Here is a 20,665-nt window from a genome sequence, read left to right as displayed (position 1 = left end):
GGCTGTCAAACTTTATGACTACCACGCAAGCGTTTGAATTCTTCTGGTATGTAATTAAATGTACTCTTGTAATTGCTGGGCGAGTGTTGTATTGCAGGGGGGAAGCATGATGGTAAAATGGTTGCCATCTAAGATTTTTGTGTGAGTTGTGTTGATAGTATATTGACTCCAGTTGGTACGGGGTAATTTAGGTGTGAGTTGTTGTGCAGCCCACCAGATGAAGATTTGAGCTTGGATTTGAGGTGGTTGGTGGTTTTTCAAGAGTTTTTGGTGAATTTCGGTTAGTTCTAGTTGTTTTTGCAATATTTCAATTGATACTTCTGATAATTCTTTTGAAAGTAAATTTTGTGATTGTCCCCAATTCATCATTAATTGCAGACGTTCAACACAAGTTAAACTTATGAGTTGCTCTCGTAGTTGCTGCTGTTGAACAGTATCTAGCGTCATCAAAGCATCAACAAAAGTACCACCAAACACTAATGCTAATTCATATAAAGGATCGGGTGTAAAAGTTGGTGTACTATCTGGAAATAAGAACGCATCTACAAGTCCAAGAAAATCAACTTTACATCCTTGCTGTTCTAATTCTTTGGTAACACTAACAGCAATGACTCCACCCATAGACCAACCCATGAGATGATAAGAACCATGAGGTTGATGTTGGCGAATGATTTTGACGTATTCCCCAGCCATATTTTCAATGCTATTATGCTCATCCAGTGAGTTGTTGAGAGCGCGGGACTGGAGAGCGTATACAGGTCTATCTGTTCCTAAACAGGTGGCAAGATGTTGATACACCATTACTTGTCCCCCTGTGGGATGAATACAGAATAATGGTGGTTGAGTTCCCTGTGGTTGAATGGGGACTAAAGATATAGGTGTTGAGGAAGCGTGATAATTTTGGATGAGAAAATTTCCTAATTCGGCTACCGTTGGATAGTGAAAAAGTGTACTGAGAGGTATATTGGTCTGAAATTTATGATTAATTTTGGAGATTAATTGTAGTGCTAAAAATGAGTGTCCACCTAATGCAAAGAAGTTGTCATAGATGCTGATTTGCTGAAGTTTAAATAATTCTGTCCAAGTTGTAATTAATAGTTCTTCTACTTGGTTACGAGGCGGGGTAAAAGTTTGTGTTAATTCTGGTTGCGTACCTTCAAGAATAGGTAGCGCCTGACGATCCACTTTACCATTTGCTGTGAGCGGGAAAGATGCTAGCAACACAAAAGTAGAGGGGATCATGTATGCTGGTAATTTGGTTTGGAGAAAAGAACGTGTTTCTTGAGTGGTGATGTTTGACTCTGGTTGTGGAACAATGTAAGCAATTAGTTGTTGTGTTTTTGGGACTGTTGTGACTACAACTTCTTTAACAGTGGGATGCTGTTTTAATGTTGCTTCAATTTCACCAAGTTCAATGCGATAACCATTGATTTTCACTTGAAAATCTTCTCTTCCTAAAAATTCTATATTCCCGTCGGGTAAATAACGTCCCAAGTCACCTGTTTTATATAATTTTTCTTTGGTAACTGGATCAGTAATGAAACTAGCGTTTGTCTTTTCTTCGTCTTGCCAATAACCTTTTGCTAAACTGATTCCCCCAATATATAGCTCTCCTGTCACCCAAACAGGACATTTTTTCAGAGATGTATTTAACACATAAATATATTGATTTTTAAGTGGTTTGCCGTAGGGAATACTTTTCCAGTTGGGGTCAACTTGGGTAATTGGATAATAAATTGACCAGATGGAGGCTTCCGTTGCTCCTCCTAAACTAATGATTTCGGCTTGTGGAGATAATGTTTGGATTTGAGTTGGTAAATTCAGGGGTATCCAATCACCACTCAATAAAACTAATCTGAGAGTATTAAATATAACTTGAGGATGATTTAAATTATACTCAATTAACATCTGCATGAAAGCGGGAACTGAGTTCCAAATTGTGATTTGGTGTTTGGTAATTAATTCACTCCAATGAGATGGATCTTTACTGTTTGCAGCATCAGGAATGACTATTGTTCCTCCTGCTGCTAAGATGCCGAAGATGTCGTAAACTGAGAGGTCAAAGCTGAGAGCAGAAATAGCTAAGATGCGATCGCTGGAATTAATCCGAAAGCGTTCGTTAATGTCTAAAATCGTGTTGACTGCACTTTCATGCGTAATCATCACACCTTTAGGTGTTCCTGTAGAACCAGAGGTGTAGATGATATAGGCTAAGTCTGTGGGTTTTGGGATTTGCTGGAATGGCTGGTGAGATGGTGAAGTTTGTAATGAATCTATACACAAAATTGGGATGTTCTCTGGATATTCCAGACTATGAACAAGGCAAGTTTCAGTCAGTACCAGTTTAACTCTTGCTTGTTGTAAACAATACCATATACGTTCTTTTGGTAATCCTGGATCGATGGGGACATAGATCCCACCAGCAGCAAGGATAGCTAAAGCAGCGACAACCTGTTTCCAGCCTTTTTCCATAATGATAGCGATCGCCACCTGAGAATGATCGCCTAGTTGTCGTGCTAATTCAGTGACGCGATCGTTTAACTCTTGATAGGTGAGAATGCGATTGCTGCTAATGACGGCTTGTTGTTGTGGACGTTGAGATACTTGTTTAAAAAACAAAGTGTGGAGTAAAGCTGTTTGCGGGATTGGTGTATGAGGATGATAAATTTGGGCTGGTGGTAGTAATTCTATGGGTTCTGTCCACAATTCATTTTCTTGGGCTAAACGCTCCAGCAAATTGCAGTAAACTGTAAACATTTCATCCAACATCCCCATAGGAAAGAGTGCTTCTACCGCATCCCAGTTAAAAATTAAGCTTCCATTGTGTTCTGCAACTTGATGTTCTAAGGAAACTTGCGGGGTTTGGCTAATACCATACACCACCTCTCCCAAAAAGTTATATTCTAAATCTCCCTGAGCAAAAGTACCTAAACCTAAAACACTACTAAATACTATAGGCATAGCTGCGGTCAATTCTGTTTGCTTTTGATTAAGCAATTTCCGCAATACTTCTACTCCACTAATATAAATATGGTCTAAATCTTGGAGTAATTGTTGTTGTATTTTTAAAGCTAGATTTGTAAATGTATTGGGTGATGAATTGTCTATTGCTAAGAGATTTGTATTGGTAAAATCTCCAATAATTTGATTTATCTGAGGATGGAGAGGTAGACGTTCAAGTACAGTTAAATTGAGAGTAAAGTGAGGATTTTTACTCCACAAAGTTAAAACTTCTGCAAAAGCGGTTAGCAAGATGATAGAAGGAGTTAAACCAGCTTTTTGACCTCGCTGTTTTAATTTTTGCCATATATGGGGTTCTAGTTTTCCAGCATAGCGTTTGAATGTATACTCTTTTAATTCACTAGGAAATAAAGCTAGGGGTAGTTCCGGTGCTGGTGGTAGAGTATCTAAACGATTGAACCAGTAAGTTTGCGATCGCTTGACTAATTCTGAGTCTTGGAGAGAATGTTTGGCGATGACGTAATCTCGAAATGATAATTCTAATGGTGGTAATGATAATTCGATATTTTGATAAAGTTGATTCCATTCGTGAAATAAAATCCGAAGACTCGCAGCATCTATCAGTAATAAATCCATGCTGAGATGCAGCCGAATTCGTTGTTGATTTAAATAACTGGCTCGAATATCAAACCAAGGCCATTGGTGTGAAGGTAAGTTTTGCTGAGATAATTTTTCGCGGATTGCTATTAATTCAGTTTCGATTTTTGAGGTTTCTGATTCTCGTAAATCTAAGATGGTAATTTGATAATCGGGAACTTGATCTAAGATTTGTTGCTCTCCTGTGGGTAATACTATCGCCCGTAGCATGTCATGACGTTGAATGAGTTTTTGCCAAGCTGCTGCAAGGCGTGATATTTCTAATTTATTAGTTTCAAATTCTATGTAAACATGGTTGCTGACATGGCTTAATTCAAATACTTGATTGCGTCCTAACCAATGTGCTTGTTGGATGTCGGTGAGTGTAAATGGTTGGTGACGTTGCTGAAGATTTGGTTTGATGATTGGTAAGGAAGTTGTTTTTATATTGCTGAGATTTAGTAGTTTGATAATTTCTGGTTTATGTTCTTTGAGGGAATCGCGTAGTTCTGGTGTTAATGTTCCTTTTGGTGCTTCTATGTTTAATAGGTCATTTTCTAACCAGAGTTTGATTCCTCGTTTTTCGAGTTCAATTAAAAGTTGGTTTTTGTTCATAATGTTTTTCTTCATTTTTGATTAACGAACACCAATGGCACGGATAATAATATTCACTTGATGATGCAAAAACCCTTTTTTATTCTCTTAACTTTGCGTTCTTTGCGCTCTTTGTGGTTCGTTTATAGCATTTCCTAGTCTGCTGATGTACAAATCTCTGCGTACCTCTGTGCTTTACTTTGCGTCCCTTTGCGTTTCAAAAATTTGTACCTCATTTACAGCAATTTTCAGGTAAATGAACCACACTATTTTTATCTCACACAAAGGCGCAAAGGAAGAAATAAGACCGTGGTCTAAATAGATGAAAACAGCTATAACTGGGAATCGCTATAAATATCAGTATACATAAATACTACATTTAAACTTGGATTATTTCTTTATCGTCGTCTTGTCCTGTAGATAAAGGTTTTTGTGTAATTTTAACGATAATTAATTGCTCATCAATAGCTAATGCTAGTTGTTGAATATTTGTGGTTTCCACTAATAATTGACGCATGGGAATGTTGACTTGGAGTTGAGTTTGTAAGTGATTCTTCAACTGCACCAGTTTGAGAGAGTCTATCCCTAATTCAAAAAAGTTATGCTGTATTCCCACTGCTTCAATTTGCAGCAGTTGTTGGACAAATTCAGCGATTGTTTTTTCGGTTTCAGTTTGCGGAGGTACTAAACTTGCTGATTTGGCTGTTGCGAGATTGGGGCTTGGTAAAGCTTTTTTATCTATTTTTCCGTTGGGGGTTAGGGGTAAGGTGTCAATGAGAATATATTCAGCCGGTATCATGTATTGTGGAAGTTGTTGCTGTAGATATTCTCGGAATTGGGTAGAATTCGATTTGGCAGTTTGAGGATTTTTAACTAATGACCATTGCTGAGAATCATTTGGATTTATTTTCCCACCAACAAAGCTATAAAGGAGAACTTGATTTGCTTCTAGTTTAAATAAATCTTGAATTGGTGGAAATTCTAAATAACCAAGGGGACAAAGACCAATTTCTTGGGTTGGTGCGCTGTTCATGAGTAATTGTCCGATGTGTCCTGCTTCTAAAAGACAGAAGTCTCTAGCGAGTTCTCCATACATCGGTGCGATCGCACTCAGTTTCCCAATCAAATATATCGCAAAAGCGGATTGTTGAAAAAGTACTTGATTCTCAAGGTAAACGCTGCTATCTATTTCGTTGGTGCTGTGGAGTAAGATTAAATTGTGGTCACTGGGATGATAATAATATATTCCTGCTGGGAGTGTTTCGATGCTGTTGGGTTTGATGAATAAGTAAGTTTGTACGGGATAAAGACTCCCAGCAGAAGGATAGCGATATTTGGGGAGGGGATAATCACCCAGTTGCATTTGCTGGAGACAGTTGAGAAATTTGCTAAATTGTTCTAGGGATATCTGTTGCGGTAGAAATTGTCTGTAACTTTGGCGTTCTAGATAAGCTGTTTGTTCAAGTTCAGATTTGGGTAAGTGAATAGTAATTGGCGATGATTCTGATTTGCGGATTCCTGGTTGCTGGAGTTTAAATTCGATGCGTTCTCCAACACCGCTTAATACTCCTGCTTGTTGAGATGGTTGGTACGCTTCTCCTAGATTGGGAGTTGATGTGATGTGGCGATCGCGTAGCGGCTGCTTCGCAGCATCGCTGACAATATAAGCAACTAATTGTTGTGTTTGTTCTACTGTGGTGACTACTGCTTGTTTGACAGTGGGGTGCTGTTTTAATATGGCTTCAATTTCACCAAGTTCAATGCGATAACCGTTGATTTTCACTTGAAAATCTTCTCTTCCCAAAAACTCTATATTTCCATCGGGTAAATAGCGTCCCAAGTCACCTGTTTTATATAATTTTTCTTTGGTAACTGGATGAGTAATAAAGCTAGCGTTTGTCTTTTCTGCGTCTTTCCAGTAACCTTTTGCTAAACCGATACCACCAATATATAGTTGTCCCGTCACCCAAACAGGAGTTTGCTGCAAATTATGATTGAATACATATACTTGTTGATTATCGAGTGGTTTGCCGTAGGGAATACTTTTCCAGTTAGGATCTACTTGGGTAATTGGATAGTAAATTGACCAAATGGAAGCTTCTGTTGCTCCTCCCAAACTCACTACTTGGATATTTGACCACAATGTTTGGATTTGATTTGGTAAATTTAGAGGTAGCCAATCTCCACTCAACAAAGCTAAACGCAGAGATAAAGGTTGTTCTGGTTGCTTGGTAAGATATTCTACCAACATTTGCATCAAAGCTGGAACTGAGTTCCACAGGGTAATTTGCTGAGATACTATTAACTCTAACCAGTGTGCGGGATCTTTGGTTTTATCTGCTGAGGGAATAACTATTGTTCCTCCCGCCGCCAATATGCCGAAGATGTCGTAAACTGAGAGGTCGAAGTTTAATGCTGATAAAGCTAAGATGCGATCGCTCGATCTAACCCCAAAGCGTCGATTGATATCTAAGATTGTATTTACTGCACCCCGATGATCGATCGCTACGCCTTTGGGTAAACCTGTCGAACCAGAAGTGTAGATAATGTAAGCTAAATCATCGGGAGTTTGGACTAGTTTTATATCTTTCCCATCTCCTCTAAGTTGACTTTCCACACATACTTGTTGAACATCTGATGGTAAAGATAGGTGAAGATGAGGTTGAGTGACAATTAATTGAACTTGTCCTTGGGTGAGTAAATACCATTGTCGTTCTGCTGGTAATTCAGGATCGATGGGGAGATAAGCCGCACCGGAAATTAAAATTCCTAGTACAGCGACAACTTGCTCCCAACCTTTTTCCATGACAACGGCGATCGCATTGTTGCTGGTTGCTCCCAATTCTCGCAGTTGAGATGCCAATTGCAGAGCGTGTTGGTATAATTCCTGATAAGTTAGGGTACGCTCTGGGGTAATGACTGCTGGAGAATCAGCTTGGATCTGCACTTGCTTGATAAACAAACTGTGCAAAGTTTCCTCAGAAATAGGTGCGGTGGGATAATTTGCAATTGTAGGTTGTTGTAATTCTCGCTGAATCTTGCTCCAAATAGCATCTGAGGTAATTAGTTGTTGAAGCAAATCGCAGTAAGCAGCAAACATCTCATCCAGCAAACCTGGGGGGAAAAGTTCTTCCACCGCATCCCAGTTAAATATTAAAGTTCCGTTTTGCTCTCTCAGTTGATTATCTAACCAAACTTGCGGGGTTTGACTGATACTGTAAACGAGTTCGCCTAACTGACTTAATATTGATGTATCCTGACCAAGTGATTCTAAACCCAGGGTACTAGTAAATACCACCGGCATAAATTGGTAACTTTGGCGTTGACGGCTAAGTTCTCGCTGTACTTGCAAACCACTGACATAACCGTTATCTAAATCTTGCCACAGTTGTTGCTGTAATTGTTGAGCGTGGTTGCTAAAGCTTTGAGGAACTGAGCGATCGACTTCCAAAAGTGTCAAAGATGTAAAGTCTCCCACAATCTCATTGACTTGGGGATGTAAAGGTAAACGCTTAAACAGTGTGAGATTAATAGTAAACTTAGGATTTTTGCTCCATTGACTGAGGACTTCTGCAAAAGCAGCTAGCAAAACTCCAGAAGGAGTTAAGTTAAATTGGTGAGCGCGATTTTGTAATTTGCGCCATTGTTCTGGAGACAGTTGAGAACTGCGACGTTGAAACCGAGGATTGGTAATGGAATTTGGATTTTTTGCTAAAGGTAATTCTGGTGCTGGTGGTAAGGTATCTAGTCGTTTAAACCAATATTCTTGAGAACGTTGATATTGGGATGTATTTTTTAAAGTTGATTCCCCAAGCACATAATCGCGGAAGGAAAGTTCTAAGGGTGGTAATACAAACTCAGAATTATTATATAGATGTAACCACTCCCGCATCAGCATAAACACACTCCAAGCATCAGCAATCAAAGCATCAAAACTCAGGTGGAGTCTGGTACACTGTTCATCTATAGGTGTAGCTCGAATCCTAAATAAAGGCCATTGATCCGCAGGTAAGACTTCATGGGACATCTGTTCGCGCATCACCTCTAAATCTTGCAAATCCAAAACTTCTATTTCATAAGCCGATACTGTTGGGAGAATTTGCTGTTGACCATCTGGTAAAATAACAGCACGCAGCATATCGTGACGCAAAATGAGTTTTTGCCAAGCTTGACTCAACCTTGTTAAATCTAGGCGATCGCAATCTAATTCTAAATAACCATGAGCAGCAATATTACCCAATTCAAAAGCTGCATTGCGTCCTAACCAATAAGCTTGTTGAATGTCGGTGAGGGGAAAAGGTTGATATAGCTGTTGTGGATTTGGGACAATTGTTGGTAAATTAACTGAAGATTCTGTCTTTGTAAAAGATGTCAGTGCTTCACTCAATCCAGCCACAGTGGGAGATGCTAACAAAGAGCGTAACGGTAACTCGATATTTAAGGTTTGTTGTAATCGAGCAATTACTTGAGTCGCAAGTAGGGAATGTCCCCCCAATTCAAAAAAGTTATCGTGAATCCCTACTTGTTTGAGTCCCAAAACAGCAGCGATAATATTAGCGATCGCTTCTTCCGTTGATGTGCGCGGTGGAACAAAATCTATTTGTCGATTCTGTTCGATATCTGGAATTGGTAAAGCACGCCGATCTACTTTACCGTTGGGGGTTAAAGGTAAAGTTTCCAGAATGGCGATCGCACTTGGAATCATATAATCAGGTAACTTCTGTTTGAGAAAGTTACGCAATTCACTAGTTGTTAATGATTGTTGTCCAGAAACAATATATGCAACTATAGATTTATTGTCAGTTTGCAGTTCTCGAAGCATCACCACTGCTGCTTGTACTTGCGGATGACTACTCAAAACAGCTTCAATTTCTCCTAGTTCAATTCGGAAACCCCGAATCTTCACTTGATCGTCAATTCGACCAAGTAATTCAATATTCCCGTCAGGAAGATAACACGCTAAATCTCCCGTTTTGTACAAAATAAAGTTGTGGGGAGAATAGGGGATAAATTTCTCTTTAGTTAAATCAGGACGATTTAAATAACCTTGAGCTAAACCAGCACCACCAATATATAATTCACCAGCAACCCCAATGGGAACTAATTGCAGATATCGATCTAGAATATAAACTTGCGTGTTCGCAAATGGACGACCAATAGGAACCAACCCACTTCCTAATTTCCCAATCCCCAATTCAAAATACGTGCTATCAATACACGCTTCCGTTACCCCATAGGAATTAATCAAACGTGTCTGTTCGCCACAAAAACGCTGAAATTCTTGATATTCTTGCACATACAAACTATCTGAACCAACTACCAACAATTTCATAAAGTGGAGATTTTGCTGAGTTTTCTGCAAATACTCAACCAAGTTTCTCAACACAGCTGGAACAAACTCAGCACTATCAATTTTCTCCACAAGCATCAGTTTATACAGCTTGTCTGGTTCCAACAGCCACTCACGCGGACATAAAACCAACTTAGCACCACTACAAAGAGCGCGAATTACATCCCCTGAAAACACATCAAAAGCAAAACTCGCCATTTGTAAATGACTGGTCAAAGACTGGAGTTGATAAGCTTTTTCCCAAGCATAAAACGCATTTACTAAACTACGATGAGCGATCGCTACTCCCTTAGATTTACCTGTAGAACCTGATGTGTAAATCACGTAGGCTAAATCTTGAGGCGTAGTATTAATTACTATATTCTCTTCACTTTCCTGGGAAATATCTTCCCAATCTCGATCTAAACAAACTACAGTTAAATCCTCTATTGCTAAACTCGCTACTAATTTTTGTTGCGTCAGCAATATCGATACTTGAGAATCACGCAGCATGAAGCTCAAACGTTCTTCGGGATACGCAGGATCTAAAGGTAGATAAGCTCCACCTGCTTTCAGAACTGCCAATAATGCAATAATCATTTCTAGGGAACGTTCCACACAAATTCCCACAAGCTGATTTTTACCTATTCCCAAGGAACGCAGGTAGTGTGCTAGTTGATTGGCTTTGCTGTTTAATTGTTGATAGGTTAGTTGCTGTTCTTGAAATACCACCGCAACAGCATTTGGTTGCTGCTTCACACAGTTCTCAAACAACTCATGAATGACTCTATCTTGAGGATAATCAACTTGGTTGTTGTTCCACTTCCACAACAAATCATTTGCTTCAGCTTCCGTGAGTAGAGGTAAGGAAGCAATTTCTTGTTGGGAATTAGCAATAATCCCTGTGAGTAAAGTTTGAAAATGACTTGCTATCCTGCTAATTGTCGTAGCATCAAATAAATCGGTGTTGTATCTTAAAATACCAATTAATGATTCAGTCGTTTCCATCATGTCGAACACTAAATCATTCTGTCCTTCCTGCTGGGGAATCACAAAAGGTTCTAAAGTTAACCCACCCCAATTTTCTCTGGTTTTAGTTTTATCAGATATAGACAATTCATAATCTTGAGCAATTTCACTGAGTTTTAACAAATTAAAGGAAACGCGAAAAAGACCAGGAAGGCTCGGATCGCGGTTGAGTTGCGATCGCTCAATTAATAAAGTAGAGGGATAATCTTGATGAGCGATCGCATCCAATACAGTTTGGCGTACTTGAGTTAAAAGCTGAGAAAATGTCGGATTACCAGCCAGATTTACCCGCAAAGCCAGCATATTCACGAAAAAACCCACAGTTTCGGCAAATTCCGGCTGACTTCTCCCCTCAATAGGCGCACCCACAATTATATCTTCCTGACCTGACAAGCGGTAAAGTAGCACTTGAAAAGCTGTTAACAAAGTCATATAAAGGGTTGCGCCTTGAGCTTTCGCCATTTCTCGCAGCTGAGAAGTCAACTCTTGATTCAACTCAAAAGTATGGGAAGCTCCCCGATAGCTTTGAATTGGTGGTCGCGGTCGGTCTGTTGGTAATTTTAATATAGGTAACTCACCCGCTAATTTTTCGCGCCAGTAATTCCATAGTTCATCACCCACAGAACTTGCTAAAGTATTTCTCTGCCACTGTACAAAGTCTTGATATTGGTACTTAATAGCAGGTAAAAATATGACTCGACCTGTATTTTCCGCTTCGTAGAGCAAACGCAACTCATCAAGAATAATTCCCAGGGAAAAACCATCAATAATAATATGATGTATTGTTAGTAATATTACATAATTATCTTCAGAATAAGTAAATAAATTTACCCGCAATAAAGGCCCTTTTTCCAAATCAAAGGGACGCTGATATGCTGCTATTACTTGGCTTGTCAACTCATCTTCATTCCCATCTGAAGCGTCAATATTTTCAAAATCAACTTCTTGGTATTCATGAACCTGTTGAAAAGGTTCGCCATCTTTTTGTGCAAATGTTGTGCGGAGAGTTGGATGACGATTTACTAACTTCTGAAACGCTTGTTGTAAAGCCGGAATATTTAAATGGGAGCAGATGCGAGCTGTAAAAGCAACATTATAAGCTGCACTTGTGGGTGCAAGTTTATACAAAAACCATAGACCTTGCTGACCATGAGTTAGGGGATAGGATTTAGAGATGTGAAAACCTTGGCGCAGCAAATCGATAATTTCTGTTTTATGCTGCTTAATTTGATTTAAAACTGTGGAAGTTAATACTTCTTTACGACCACGATAACGCAGTTTACTATCTTCATCAATCCACAATTCTATATTCTGTTGTGAGAGTTGTGTGAGAAACTCAACTAAATTCATAATTCTCCTTCCAACCACTCATCATCATTTTTTATTTTTGAGTCAGCATTTTCGCTCAAATCATTGACTAATATTGCTAAAGTTGCAACATTAGTATCCTCTAGAAATTTTACTGCTGGAATATCTAATTCCAAGTCTTTTCTAAACTTATTTCTGAGTTTTACAGCAATTAATGAATCCAGTCCTAAATAATTTAAAGACATTTCAACATCCAATTCAGATGTGTCTATACCAATCACTTTAGATATTTCGTATTGAATATAAGTTGTGAAAAATGCGATTTTAGACATGCTACTTAAGCAAAATAAAGTCCTTATTTGCGTTCTCTTCTCTGCGCCTCTGCGTCTTGAGCGTGAAAAAATGGATTAATTCGAGTTAAATTATTGCGGAGAATTTACAATAACTAATTTCACATTACCACTGCAATTACCATCTTTCTCATCCCAATAATGACATTTGGTAACTATATACATCATCCCAGATTTGATCCGAATATTAGTAAATTCAATCTCACCCCAAAATTTAGAAGACTGCATAGCACGTCGAAAGGAACTTTCAAAATTCACAATATAGACATCCGGTAGCTGTTTATTCCAATAATCTGCCATAGTCCACGACTGAAATGATGCCATCAGTCTTTCTTTTACGGATTTAGCTATGACATAATACATCATTTGGTTGTAGCAAATATTGAACTCCACTGAATTAAAATGACCCGTATCATCGATATAACATGATTCTGGAATCGAGAATTCACATCGTCCGATTACACGTCCCCCATGCTGAGGATCGCCCTCTTTAGTTATTTCAGCAGATTTAAGATACTGACAATTAGCTTTATAAGGCTTGAGTACTTGTGCCAGTAAGATATTATCATTATTGATGTGGATACTATTTTGTTTGACGCTTTGTTGACTTGAATCCTGAAACTTCAACATCATGCTTTCTCCTGATGAAATGACCAAATAATTATGAGCAGGTTACAAACCTCTAGATTTATCTATAATAGGATGTTTAAAAAGTCCTCTTGTCAATATCACAAGTTTTAGATCCCTCTAAATCTCCCTTAAAAAGAGAGACTTTGATTCTGATTTCCCCCTTTTTAAGGGGGGTTAAGGGGGAGCTAAAAGTGCAAAAATCACAACGAAACACTTTTGAAATAACCTCTAATATCTATCCAAAATCTAAAATCCAAAATCGAATGACTGAGATGTTTTAAACGCAGTGCGAATACAATTGCTCTATAACTGATAAAATGGATAGCTATCGTGCAAGGTCAATCGAAATGTAATCGCTGGTTCTGAATTTGCAGCATAGTGAGCGCAATGGACTAAAGATCGATTATCCCAAATCCGCACATCCCCTAATTCAAATTCATGGTGTTCGATTAATGGATATTTAAAACTTTTGTCTAACTGACCGGAATGAGTCAAAAACCTTTGGAGAACATTTATATCTCGCGGCTTTCCCTCTGAATCATCTATACGATAAGTAAACCCCTCGGTAATGTAGAGGATAGTTTCTCCTGTAACGGGATGAGTAAAGGTCATTGGATGCTTTGCGGGAGGAGTGACTCGTTCAATCTCGTCTAATATTTCCGAAATCGGACGATAAACATCTTCAGGACGAATTTTAAAAAAACGTCTTACACTGTGATAACAACTTGACTCATTGGCGATCGCTTTCAGGTCATCTGGTAAACTTTGATATACTTTGGACATATTAATAAAGTAAGTGCCACGCTCCTTACTAGGAAGGATCTGAGGATATACCATTGAAAATGCAAATGGCCTCGGCATAAACGCATAATCAGCGTGCCAAAATTTCCCAGTCTTAGGAACTCCAACTTGCTGACCATTCTCAGAAACATTGGAAGAAACAAAAATATCTGCCCTTTCTGGATGGTGATACATTGGCTGATAGTATTTTTCTACCTCCCCAAGGCGATACCCAAAATCGCAATACTCATGAGGTAATAAATCTTGATCCTTGATTACAACAATTTTGTATTCATATATCAGTTGCTTAAGATCCTGAATATCTCCATCTGAAGCAGTTTTATGATTAAAATCATAAACAACAACTCCCATTCGCTGATTGTCTTGATATTGAACTTTCATAGTTTTATCACTCGCTTCACGGGAAAATTAATAAATCAAACCAGATTTTTATAGGCTTAAGTTTGTAGTGTTCGCGCAGCGTCTCGTTCGCTCTTAGCGTCTCGTAGAGAAGAGAGGACTTTAGTCCTCAAAATAAGGACTTCAGCCCTTACTACAAGCAAAAATTTTTATTTTTTTGTGACACTTGCGTAAGTCCTGGTTAACTAATCTTACGTACTGATGGATTTGCTGCCAAACAAAGACTTGTAATTAGCATGATGCTACCCGCAACAGTAAACATAATTGTCAGATTTAAATTGACTAAGAAACCAGCTAAAGCAAAGGAAACAGGAGCAACACCAAAAGCAGAAAACATTCCCAAACTCATAACTCTTCCTAACATTTCAGGTTGAGTTTGTTTCTGAATCCAAGTAATTCCTACCACAGTAAAAATACAACTGCAAAATCCTAGCACTGCAATTGTTATACTAGCTAGTGCTATATTGCCAATAAAGCCAAGTAAAAATAAACCAAAGCCTTGAACACTCGCAATAGTTAACAATAAAACTCCGATGTTGGGAAGATTTTTGACAAATTGAGGTGTGAGTGTCCCAATTAACCCACCACCACCCCAAGCTGATTGCAATATTCCTAAAGCTACTGCACCACCTGGGAAGCGACTATGAGCTAATGAAGTCATGCCAACTTGTAATGGCCCAATAAATAGAAAATTTAGGATTACCATTACCAGCAAAAAGATTCTGAGAGGCTGATTGTGCCATGCGTAGTAAAATCCCTCACGCATACCAGCAATCAAATTCATAGTTTTTTTAGTTGACGTAGAATTTTGATTTAATTCCCCATTCAATGCTGTTGCTTTTGCTGTTGTTCCCTTCATCAGCAAAAGCATGATAGTTGTGATGGCAAAAGTTATCCCATCAATGACAAATGCTACTTCAATCCCAGCAGTTGCAATCAGCAAACCACCCAAAGCCGGCCCAATTAGCAAAATCAGTTGGGAAGTTCCTTGGCTCAAGGTATTACTTGCTATTAACTGTTCTTTTGAAACCAGACTGGGGATAATTGATTTAGATGCAGGTATAAAAAAGCCATCAAATATGCCGAAGCCCGCAGCAAAAAAGTAAATATGCCATAGTTGAGTCATTTTAAGTGCAACGATGGTTGCAAATAAAATGACTAGTAACCCACGTAAAGCATTGGAAACCAACATCACTAATCGTGGTGAAAAGCGATCGCTCACCACACCACCAAACAACATCAAAACAGCACGGGGAATCGCTGCACTCATTAACACAGTACCTAACGTGATCCCAGAGTTAGTTAACTGTATTGTTAACCAAGGCAATGCAACGATATAAAATTGATCGCCCAGAAGCGAAACAGTCTCACCGATGTACAGAAGTAAGAAGTTGCGTACAGTTAGCGGTTTCCAAAGCGGAACTTTAGAATTTTTCATTTGTCATTTCTCATTTCTTCCTCTACTCTGCGCTCCTTTGCGTAAACCTCAGCGTGACTCTGCGTTTAAAAATAAACCCAAATATTTGGGATGCTCCCTTTAATTCACACGGCGTTCATACCCTTCCCAATATTTCTCCCGAATCTTGGCCTTTTGCAATTTACCACTAGGCGTTCTGGGCAAAGATTCAGTAAATTCAACGCTTCTAGGTAACTTAAAATCAGCAATTTTACCCCGAACAAAATTAATAATATCTAATGCGGTTGCTTTCATTCCTGTTTTTAAAACCACGATCGCTTTGATTACTTCGCCAAAATCTTCATCTGGAACACCAATTACTGCTACCTCCCTGATGGCTGGATGTTCGTATAAAATATTTTCGATTTCTGCTGGATAGACATTTTCACCACCATAAAGAATCATGTCTTTAAAGCGATCGCAAATGTAAATGTAACCTTCTTCGTCAAAGTAACCAGCATCACCAGTATGAATCCAGCCATCTACTAAGGTTTTTGCTGTAGCTTCAGGTAATTTCCAATAACCAATCATATTTGCAGGAGATTTGATACAAACTTCACCCACTTGAGCGCAAGATAGTTCTTTACCTTCACTGTTGATGATGGCTATCGATACACCAGGAAAGGGTTTACCCGCAGCTTTGAGGATGTTTTTATTTGTAGATGTATGAGCTTGTGCAGGTAAAGAGACAGCACAATTACCAGTTTCCGTCATTCCATATATCTGCACAAAATTACAACCAAATGTAGCGATCGCACTTTTGAGTGATGATTCAGCTATGGGGGAACCGCCATAAATAATGTATTCTAGTGATGAAAAATCTGTTTTTTGGCATAATGGTTCGTTCAACAGAACTTGAATCATTGCTGGAACCATAAATGTCTTAGTGATGCGGTACTTTTCAATCGCTTCGAGAACCTCAACACCGATAAAATTTTCTAAGACAATATTTTCTGCTCCGGCTGCTAAACCACGAATAGCCCACCAGAGACTGCCGATATGGAATAAAGATAAGGTAAGCAAACTTTTGTCAGTTTCGTTCCAATTTATCCAGGTTTCGCCTCGTTGAGCAAATTCTTTGGCGATCGCAAAAAAACTGTAATGTCCTAGTTGGACACCTTTAGGTCTTCCAGTAGTGCCACTAGTATACATTTGTACGGCTACATCATTGGCTGCAACAGCAACATTTGGTGGCTCATCACTATGTTCCTGAGACCAGATATCGTAACTCAGGCAATTGCTGTCAATTTCTTCTAAGGCAATAATGGTTTTAACACCGTCAATCTCATTTCTAATCGATTCTACTAACTGATAAAATTCAGCCCCAACAAAAAGAATTTCAACATTAGCATCTCTGAGAATATAGCTGATTTCAGCAGCAGCTAAACGCCAATTAATCGGTACAAAAACAGCTTTTATTTTGCAACAAGCAAATAAAATTTCATAAATCTTAAGTGAATCTTTAGCTAAAAATGCTACTCGCGCACTCGGTTGAATTCCTTGGGCTAAAAGTGAATTTGCGACCTGATTACTTCTTTTATCTAATTGTATATAGGTAAGTGACTTATCCTTGAATATCAATGCCCTAGCGTCTGGAAATTGACGCGCTTGCACGCGCGGTAAATCTGCCAACGTTGTTATTTCACTGTTATACATCATCGACGTTTCTCAGAAAATTGCTCAGTTTTTTTGTGCAGTCGTAACAAGCTATGTGAATCTATTACTAGCAGCCATATAAAGTAAATATTTTGCTTTTTTTATTCGGATACTCTACTAAGTTCCGCAAATCGGCTGGGAAAAATTCTGCATTTTCAACTTTCTTTTACTGCATTACTTTGTACACTTTTTTCAGCTTTAAAAAGTTTGTATTACCTATTTTTATGGTTAAGTTTCATCAATTAATTTGAAATGCCTTGAAATTTTTATTTTAAAAAGAAGGTACTAGGGCTTAAGCTAATACAGATTTTAGAGTATTGTCAATCTAAAATATGTTTGTCTTAATGAGTATAAAGTAGTACATATTAGTTTTGACTATTTAATTTTTTCTCTTCCAATTAATTAGAAGTTAAAAAATATACTCTCACTAGGTATCAAGTCCAACGCATCTAAAGTATAATAATCCCTTAATAGCAAGGTTTTGTGTGGTTCAAAATCTAGGTTCTTTTTTATCAATATCCTTGTCCAGCAAAAATTTCAGAGATTAAGTGCGTTGTTTATAATCTTTTTTCAAGATTTGATGCGTACAAAAAAACTATAGTAGTAAATGTTACTACTTATTGTTAGCGTATTTATTGATAATTAATCTTATATATTTTTGTTTTACTATAGAATAATTTTGGTATTTGACGATAAGTAGAACTAATCTCAAATGCTTGTTTATTAAGAGTTTTGAAAGTATATTAATCAACGGGTTTCAACCATAAGAATAATTAATCAATAAGTAATTTTCCAGCTAGAACGCAATTTAGAAGTTTGACGGTTTGTCATTTGACACATTTACCATAAAGCCAAACAATTTAGTACATAAACGTTTTAGTCTATTTGCTACTAATAGCTTTAATTTTGTCAACTTTTATTGACAATTTGAGATTACTTTTTGGTGTGAGGATTAAATGAGGAAACTGTATCTACTGGGAAATTTAGGACTAGCTATTATACTTGCCATATTTATAAATCAACAAGCTTTAGCTGTCACAAAAGAAGATCAAATTCCCCAACTTTCAGATATTAAGCTGACTCACACAAGTGTTAAGGAGTGGCTAGCTCAACAAGAGCAGTCTACTATTCTAGTAACAGGGATAAAGTTGAATCAGACAGCTAGTGGGTTGGAAGTTATTTTAGAAACATCTGTATCTGACAAACTGCAAGCCACAACTAAAATAGAAGGTAATACCTTTATTGCAAATATTCCCAATGCACAGATGCGTTTAGCAAGTGGTAATACCTTCCGTCAAGAAAAGCCAGTTGCGGGAATTACGGAAGTATTGGCGGCAAACCAGGATGCAAATAGTATCCAGATTACTGTAGTGGGGACAACACAAGCTCCAAAAGTCGAACTATTTGACAGCGATGAAGGTTTAGTTTTAGGGGTGACACCAACAACACCTGAAACTCAACCATCAGCCAATAGCCAAAAACCTAATGAACCAGATCCAGATATTGAATTAGTCGTTACCGCACAAAAACGACCGGAAAATGCACAGAATGTACCCATTAGTGTTACGGTAATACCTCGTCAAGAAATAGAAGATGCTCAAATCGATTCTTTGATTGATATTGCAAATCAAACGCCCAACTTTAACTTTCTTCCCACATCTTCCGGCGGTACAGAGTTTAGTAATTACAGCTTGCGGGGTTTGAACAATCAAAATTTCCTTACCGCTCAGGATAGCGTAGCTTTTTACATTGATGATATTCCAATTGATTATAACGGCTTTCTAGACTTAGCTTTACTCGATCTAGAACAAATAGAAGTGCTAAGAGGCCCTCAAAGTACGCTATACGGTCGAAATAGTTCTGGTGGGGTCGTCAATATCATTTCTAGACAAGCAACGCCAGAACCAGAAACACGAGTTAGTGCAAGTTACGGTAGATATAACAGCCGCGAATTCCAATTCTCTCTCAACGATGCTTTGGTTGACGATAAACTATCACTGAGAATTGCGGGAGCTTACAGAGGACAGGATGGATTTATTAAGAACCTAGCCACAGGTAATGAAATAGGCGAGCGATCGCGGTTAGCTGCACGAGCGCAACTTTTGTGGACACCTACACCAGATTGGACAGTATCTTTTAATAGCTATAACAGCTTTACAGATGATGGTAATCCAACCTACAACAAGTTAAATCCTCCTGACCCATTCGAGGTTAATTTACAAACCGAAGGATACAGTAAACTAAGTACAAATACTCAAGCTTTAAAAATCGGTTACAACGGTGGAGGCTTCCGAGCCACATCCATCACCGCACGTCGTTTTACCCATCAAGAAAACCTTGTACCGGGAAGTACAGGAGCGATACAAATTATTGATGGTATTGACTCCACATTATGGACGCAAGAATTACGTTTCCAATCTCCAGAAACGGCAGAGCGTTTTCAATGGTTGTTAGGTGCTTACTACGAATCTCGTGACTTTAACGTTGACGATGCTCAAACTGATTTTCCTGGATTTGGCAGATTTAGACGTACTGGAGACGATAATCGTCAAACCTACGCGGTATTTGGACAAGTAGATTATCAGCTGATAGAACCATTAACTGTATTTGCTGGTTTGCGTTACGAATCTAGTGATGCCTCTTCAGATAGTACTTATGAGTCAGTAAACGCTGACGGAACTCTCACCCCACTGCGTCCGGCATTTAACAATGAAAAAGTCAGCAACAGTGAATTGATTCCTCGCTTCGGTTTGAAATATCAATTCAATCCTAGTTTAATGGGATACGTGACTATTGCCAAAGGTTATAGACCGGGTGGATTGAACTACCGCGCCAATAGCGAAGCAGAACTGCGATTTGGAGAAGAAAAAACCTGGAGTTATGAAGTCGGTTTGAAATCTTCTTGGCTGGATAATCGTTTAATTGCTAACCTATCAATCTTTCACAACGATGTAAATGACTATCAAGTTTTGCAATATGATGAGAGTGGGCTTTTTGGCAGAGTTAACAATGTTGACCTCAAAGCCACTGGAGTAGAATTTGAACTGAAAGCAAAACCAGCTAAAGGATTCGATTTAACTGCATCAGTTGGTTATGTAGATAGTATATACAAAAACTACCTAAATTCCGATACAGGTGTAGACTTAAGCAATAATCAAGTTCCCCTTTCCCCACAATTTACCTACAATTTAGCTGCTCAATATCGCAGTCCGGGAGGCTTGTTTGCTCGTGCAGAATTGCGTGGTTATGGTATTACTTATTTTGATGATGCGAACCAAATCAAGCAAGAACCATACGCCTTAGTAAATGCCCGCATTGGTTACGAAGCCGAGAAATATGGCATTTACCTATATGCAAATAACTTGTTTGATACTCGCTATATCACCTCTGGATACTTATTCCCAGTACCGGATGGAACCGCAGGATTTGGCGATCCCGTGACCTATGGCGTGCAAATTAAAGCTAATTTCTAATTTAATTGTTGTAGCGATAGAAAAAATTATCTTTCCTGTCGCT

8 protein-coding genes are annotated in these 20,665 nt (G+C 38.5%); 1 reads left to right on the top strand and 7 read right to left on the bottom strand.

The window, feature by feature from the left end:
* Positions 1-54: 54 nt before the first annotated feature.
* From FNW02_RS29840 to FNW02_RS29810, 7 genes are all read right to left on the bottom strand, one after another.
* A complete protein-coding gene (locus FNW02_RS29840; RefSeq protein WP_191761072.1) occupies positions 55-4,212 on the bottom strand; it encodes a non-ribosomal peptide synthetase in 4,158 nt (1,385 codons plus the stop codon).
* Between the two features lie 358 nt (positions 4,213-4,570).
* Positions 4,571-11,899, bottom strand: a complete 7,329-nt coding sequence (locus tag FNW02_RS29835; RefSeq protein WP_191761071.1) for a non-ribosomal peptide synthetase — start codon at positions 11,897-11,899, stop codon at positions 4,571-4,573.
* Positions 11,896-12,189, bottom strand: coding sequence for an acyl carrier protein (locus FNW02_RS29830; protein WP_191761070.1), 294 nt, complete (start codon positions 12,187-12,189; stop codon positions 11,896-11,898). The genes FNW02_RS29835 and FNW02_RS29830 overlap by 4 nt, the downstream gene beginning before the upstream one ends.
* A 90-nt stretch (positions 12,190-12,279) precedes the next feature.
* Positions 12,280-12,840: an FcoT family thioesterase gene (locus FNW02_RS29825; RefSeq protein WP_225226001.1), complete on the bottom strand. Its 561-nt coding sequence runs from the start codon at positions 12,838-12,840 to the stop codon at positions 12,280-12,282.
* A gap of 300 nt (positions 12,841-13,140) precedes the next feature.
* On the bottom strand, positions 13,141-14,019 hold the full coding sequence (scoE, locus tag FNW02_RS29820) for a (3R)-3-[(carboxymethyl)amino]fatty acid oxygenase/decarboxylase (RefSeq protein WP_191761069.1): 879 nt from the start codon (positions 14,017-14,019) through the stop codon (positions 13,141-13,143).
* Between the two features lie 199 nt (positions 14,020-14,218).
* Entirely contained in the window at positions 14,219-15,475 is a 1,257-nt protein-coding gene (locus FNW02_RS29815; RefSeq protein ID WP_191761068.1) for an MFS transporter, read from the bottom strand.
* 99 nt (positions 15,476-15,574) lie between these two features.
* Positions 15,575-17,152, bottom strand: a complete 1,578-nt coding sequence (locus tag FNW02_RS29810) for a long-chain-fatty-acid--CoA ligase (protein WP_191761067.1) — start codon at positions 17,150-17,152, stop codon at positions 15,575-15,577.
* Between the two features lie 953 nt (positions 17,153-18,105).
* Here FNW02_RS29810 and FNW02_RS29805 point away from each other — a divergent pair.
* A complete protein-coding gene (locus tag FNW02_RS29805) occupies positions 18,106-20,622 on the top strand; it encodes a TonB-dependent receptor domain-containing protein (RefSeq protein WP_191761066.1) in 2,517 nt (838 codons plus the stop codon).
* Positions 20,623-20,665 lie beyond the last annotated feature (43 nt).

Source organism: Komarekiella delphini-convector SJRDD-AB1 (genome assembly GCF_014831675.1).
Lineage (GTDB): Bacteria > Cyanobacteriota > Cyanobacteriia > Cyanobacteriales > Nostocaceae > Komarekiella.
Note: the sequence above shows the minus strand (reverse complement) of the source record. Positions and strands in the feature narration are given on the sequence as shown.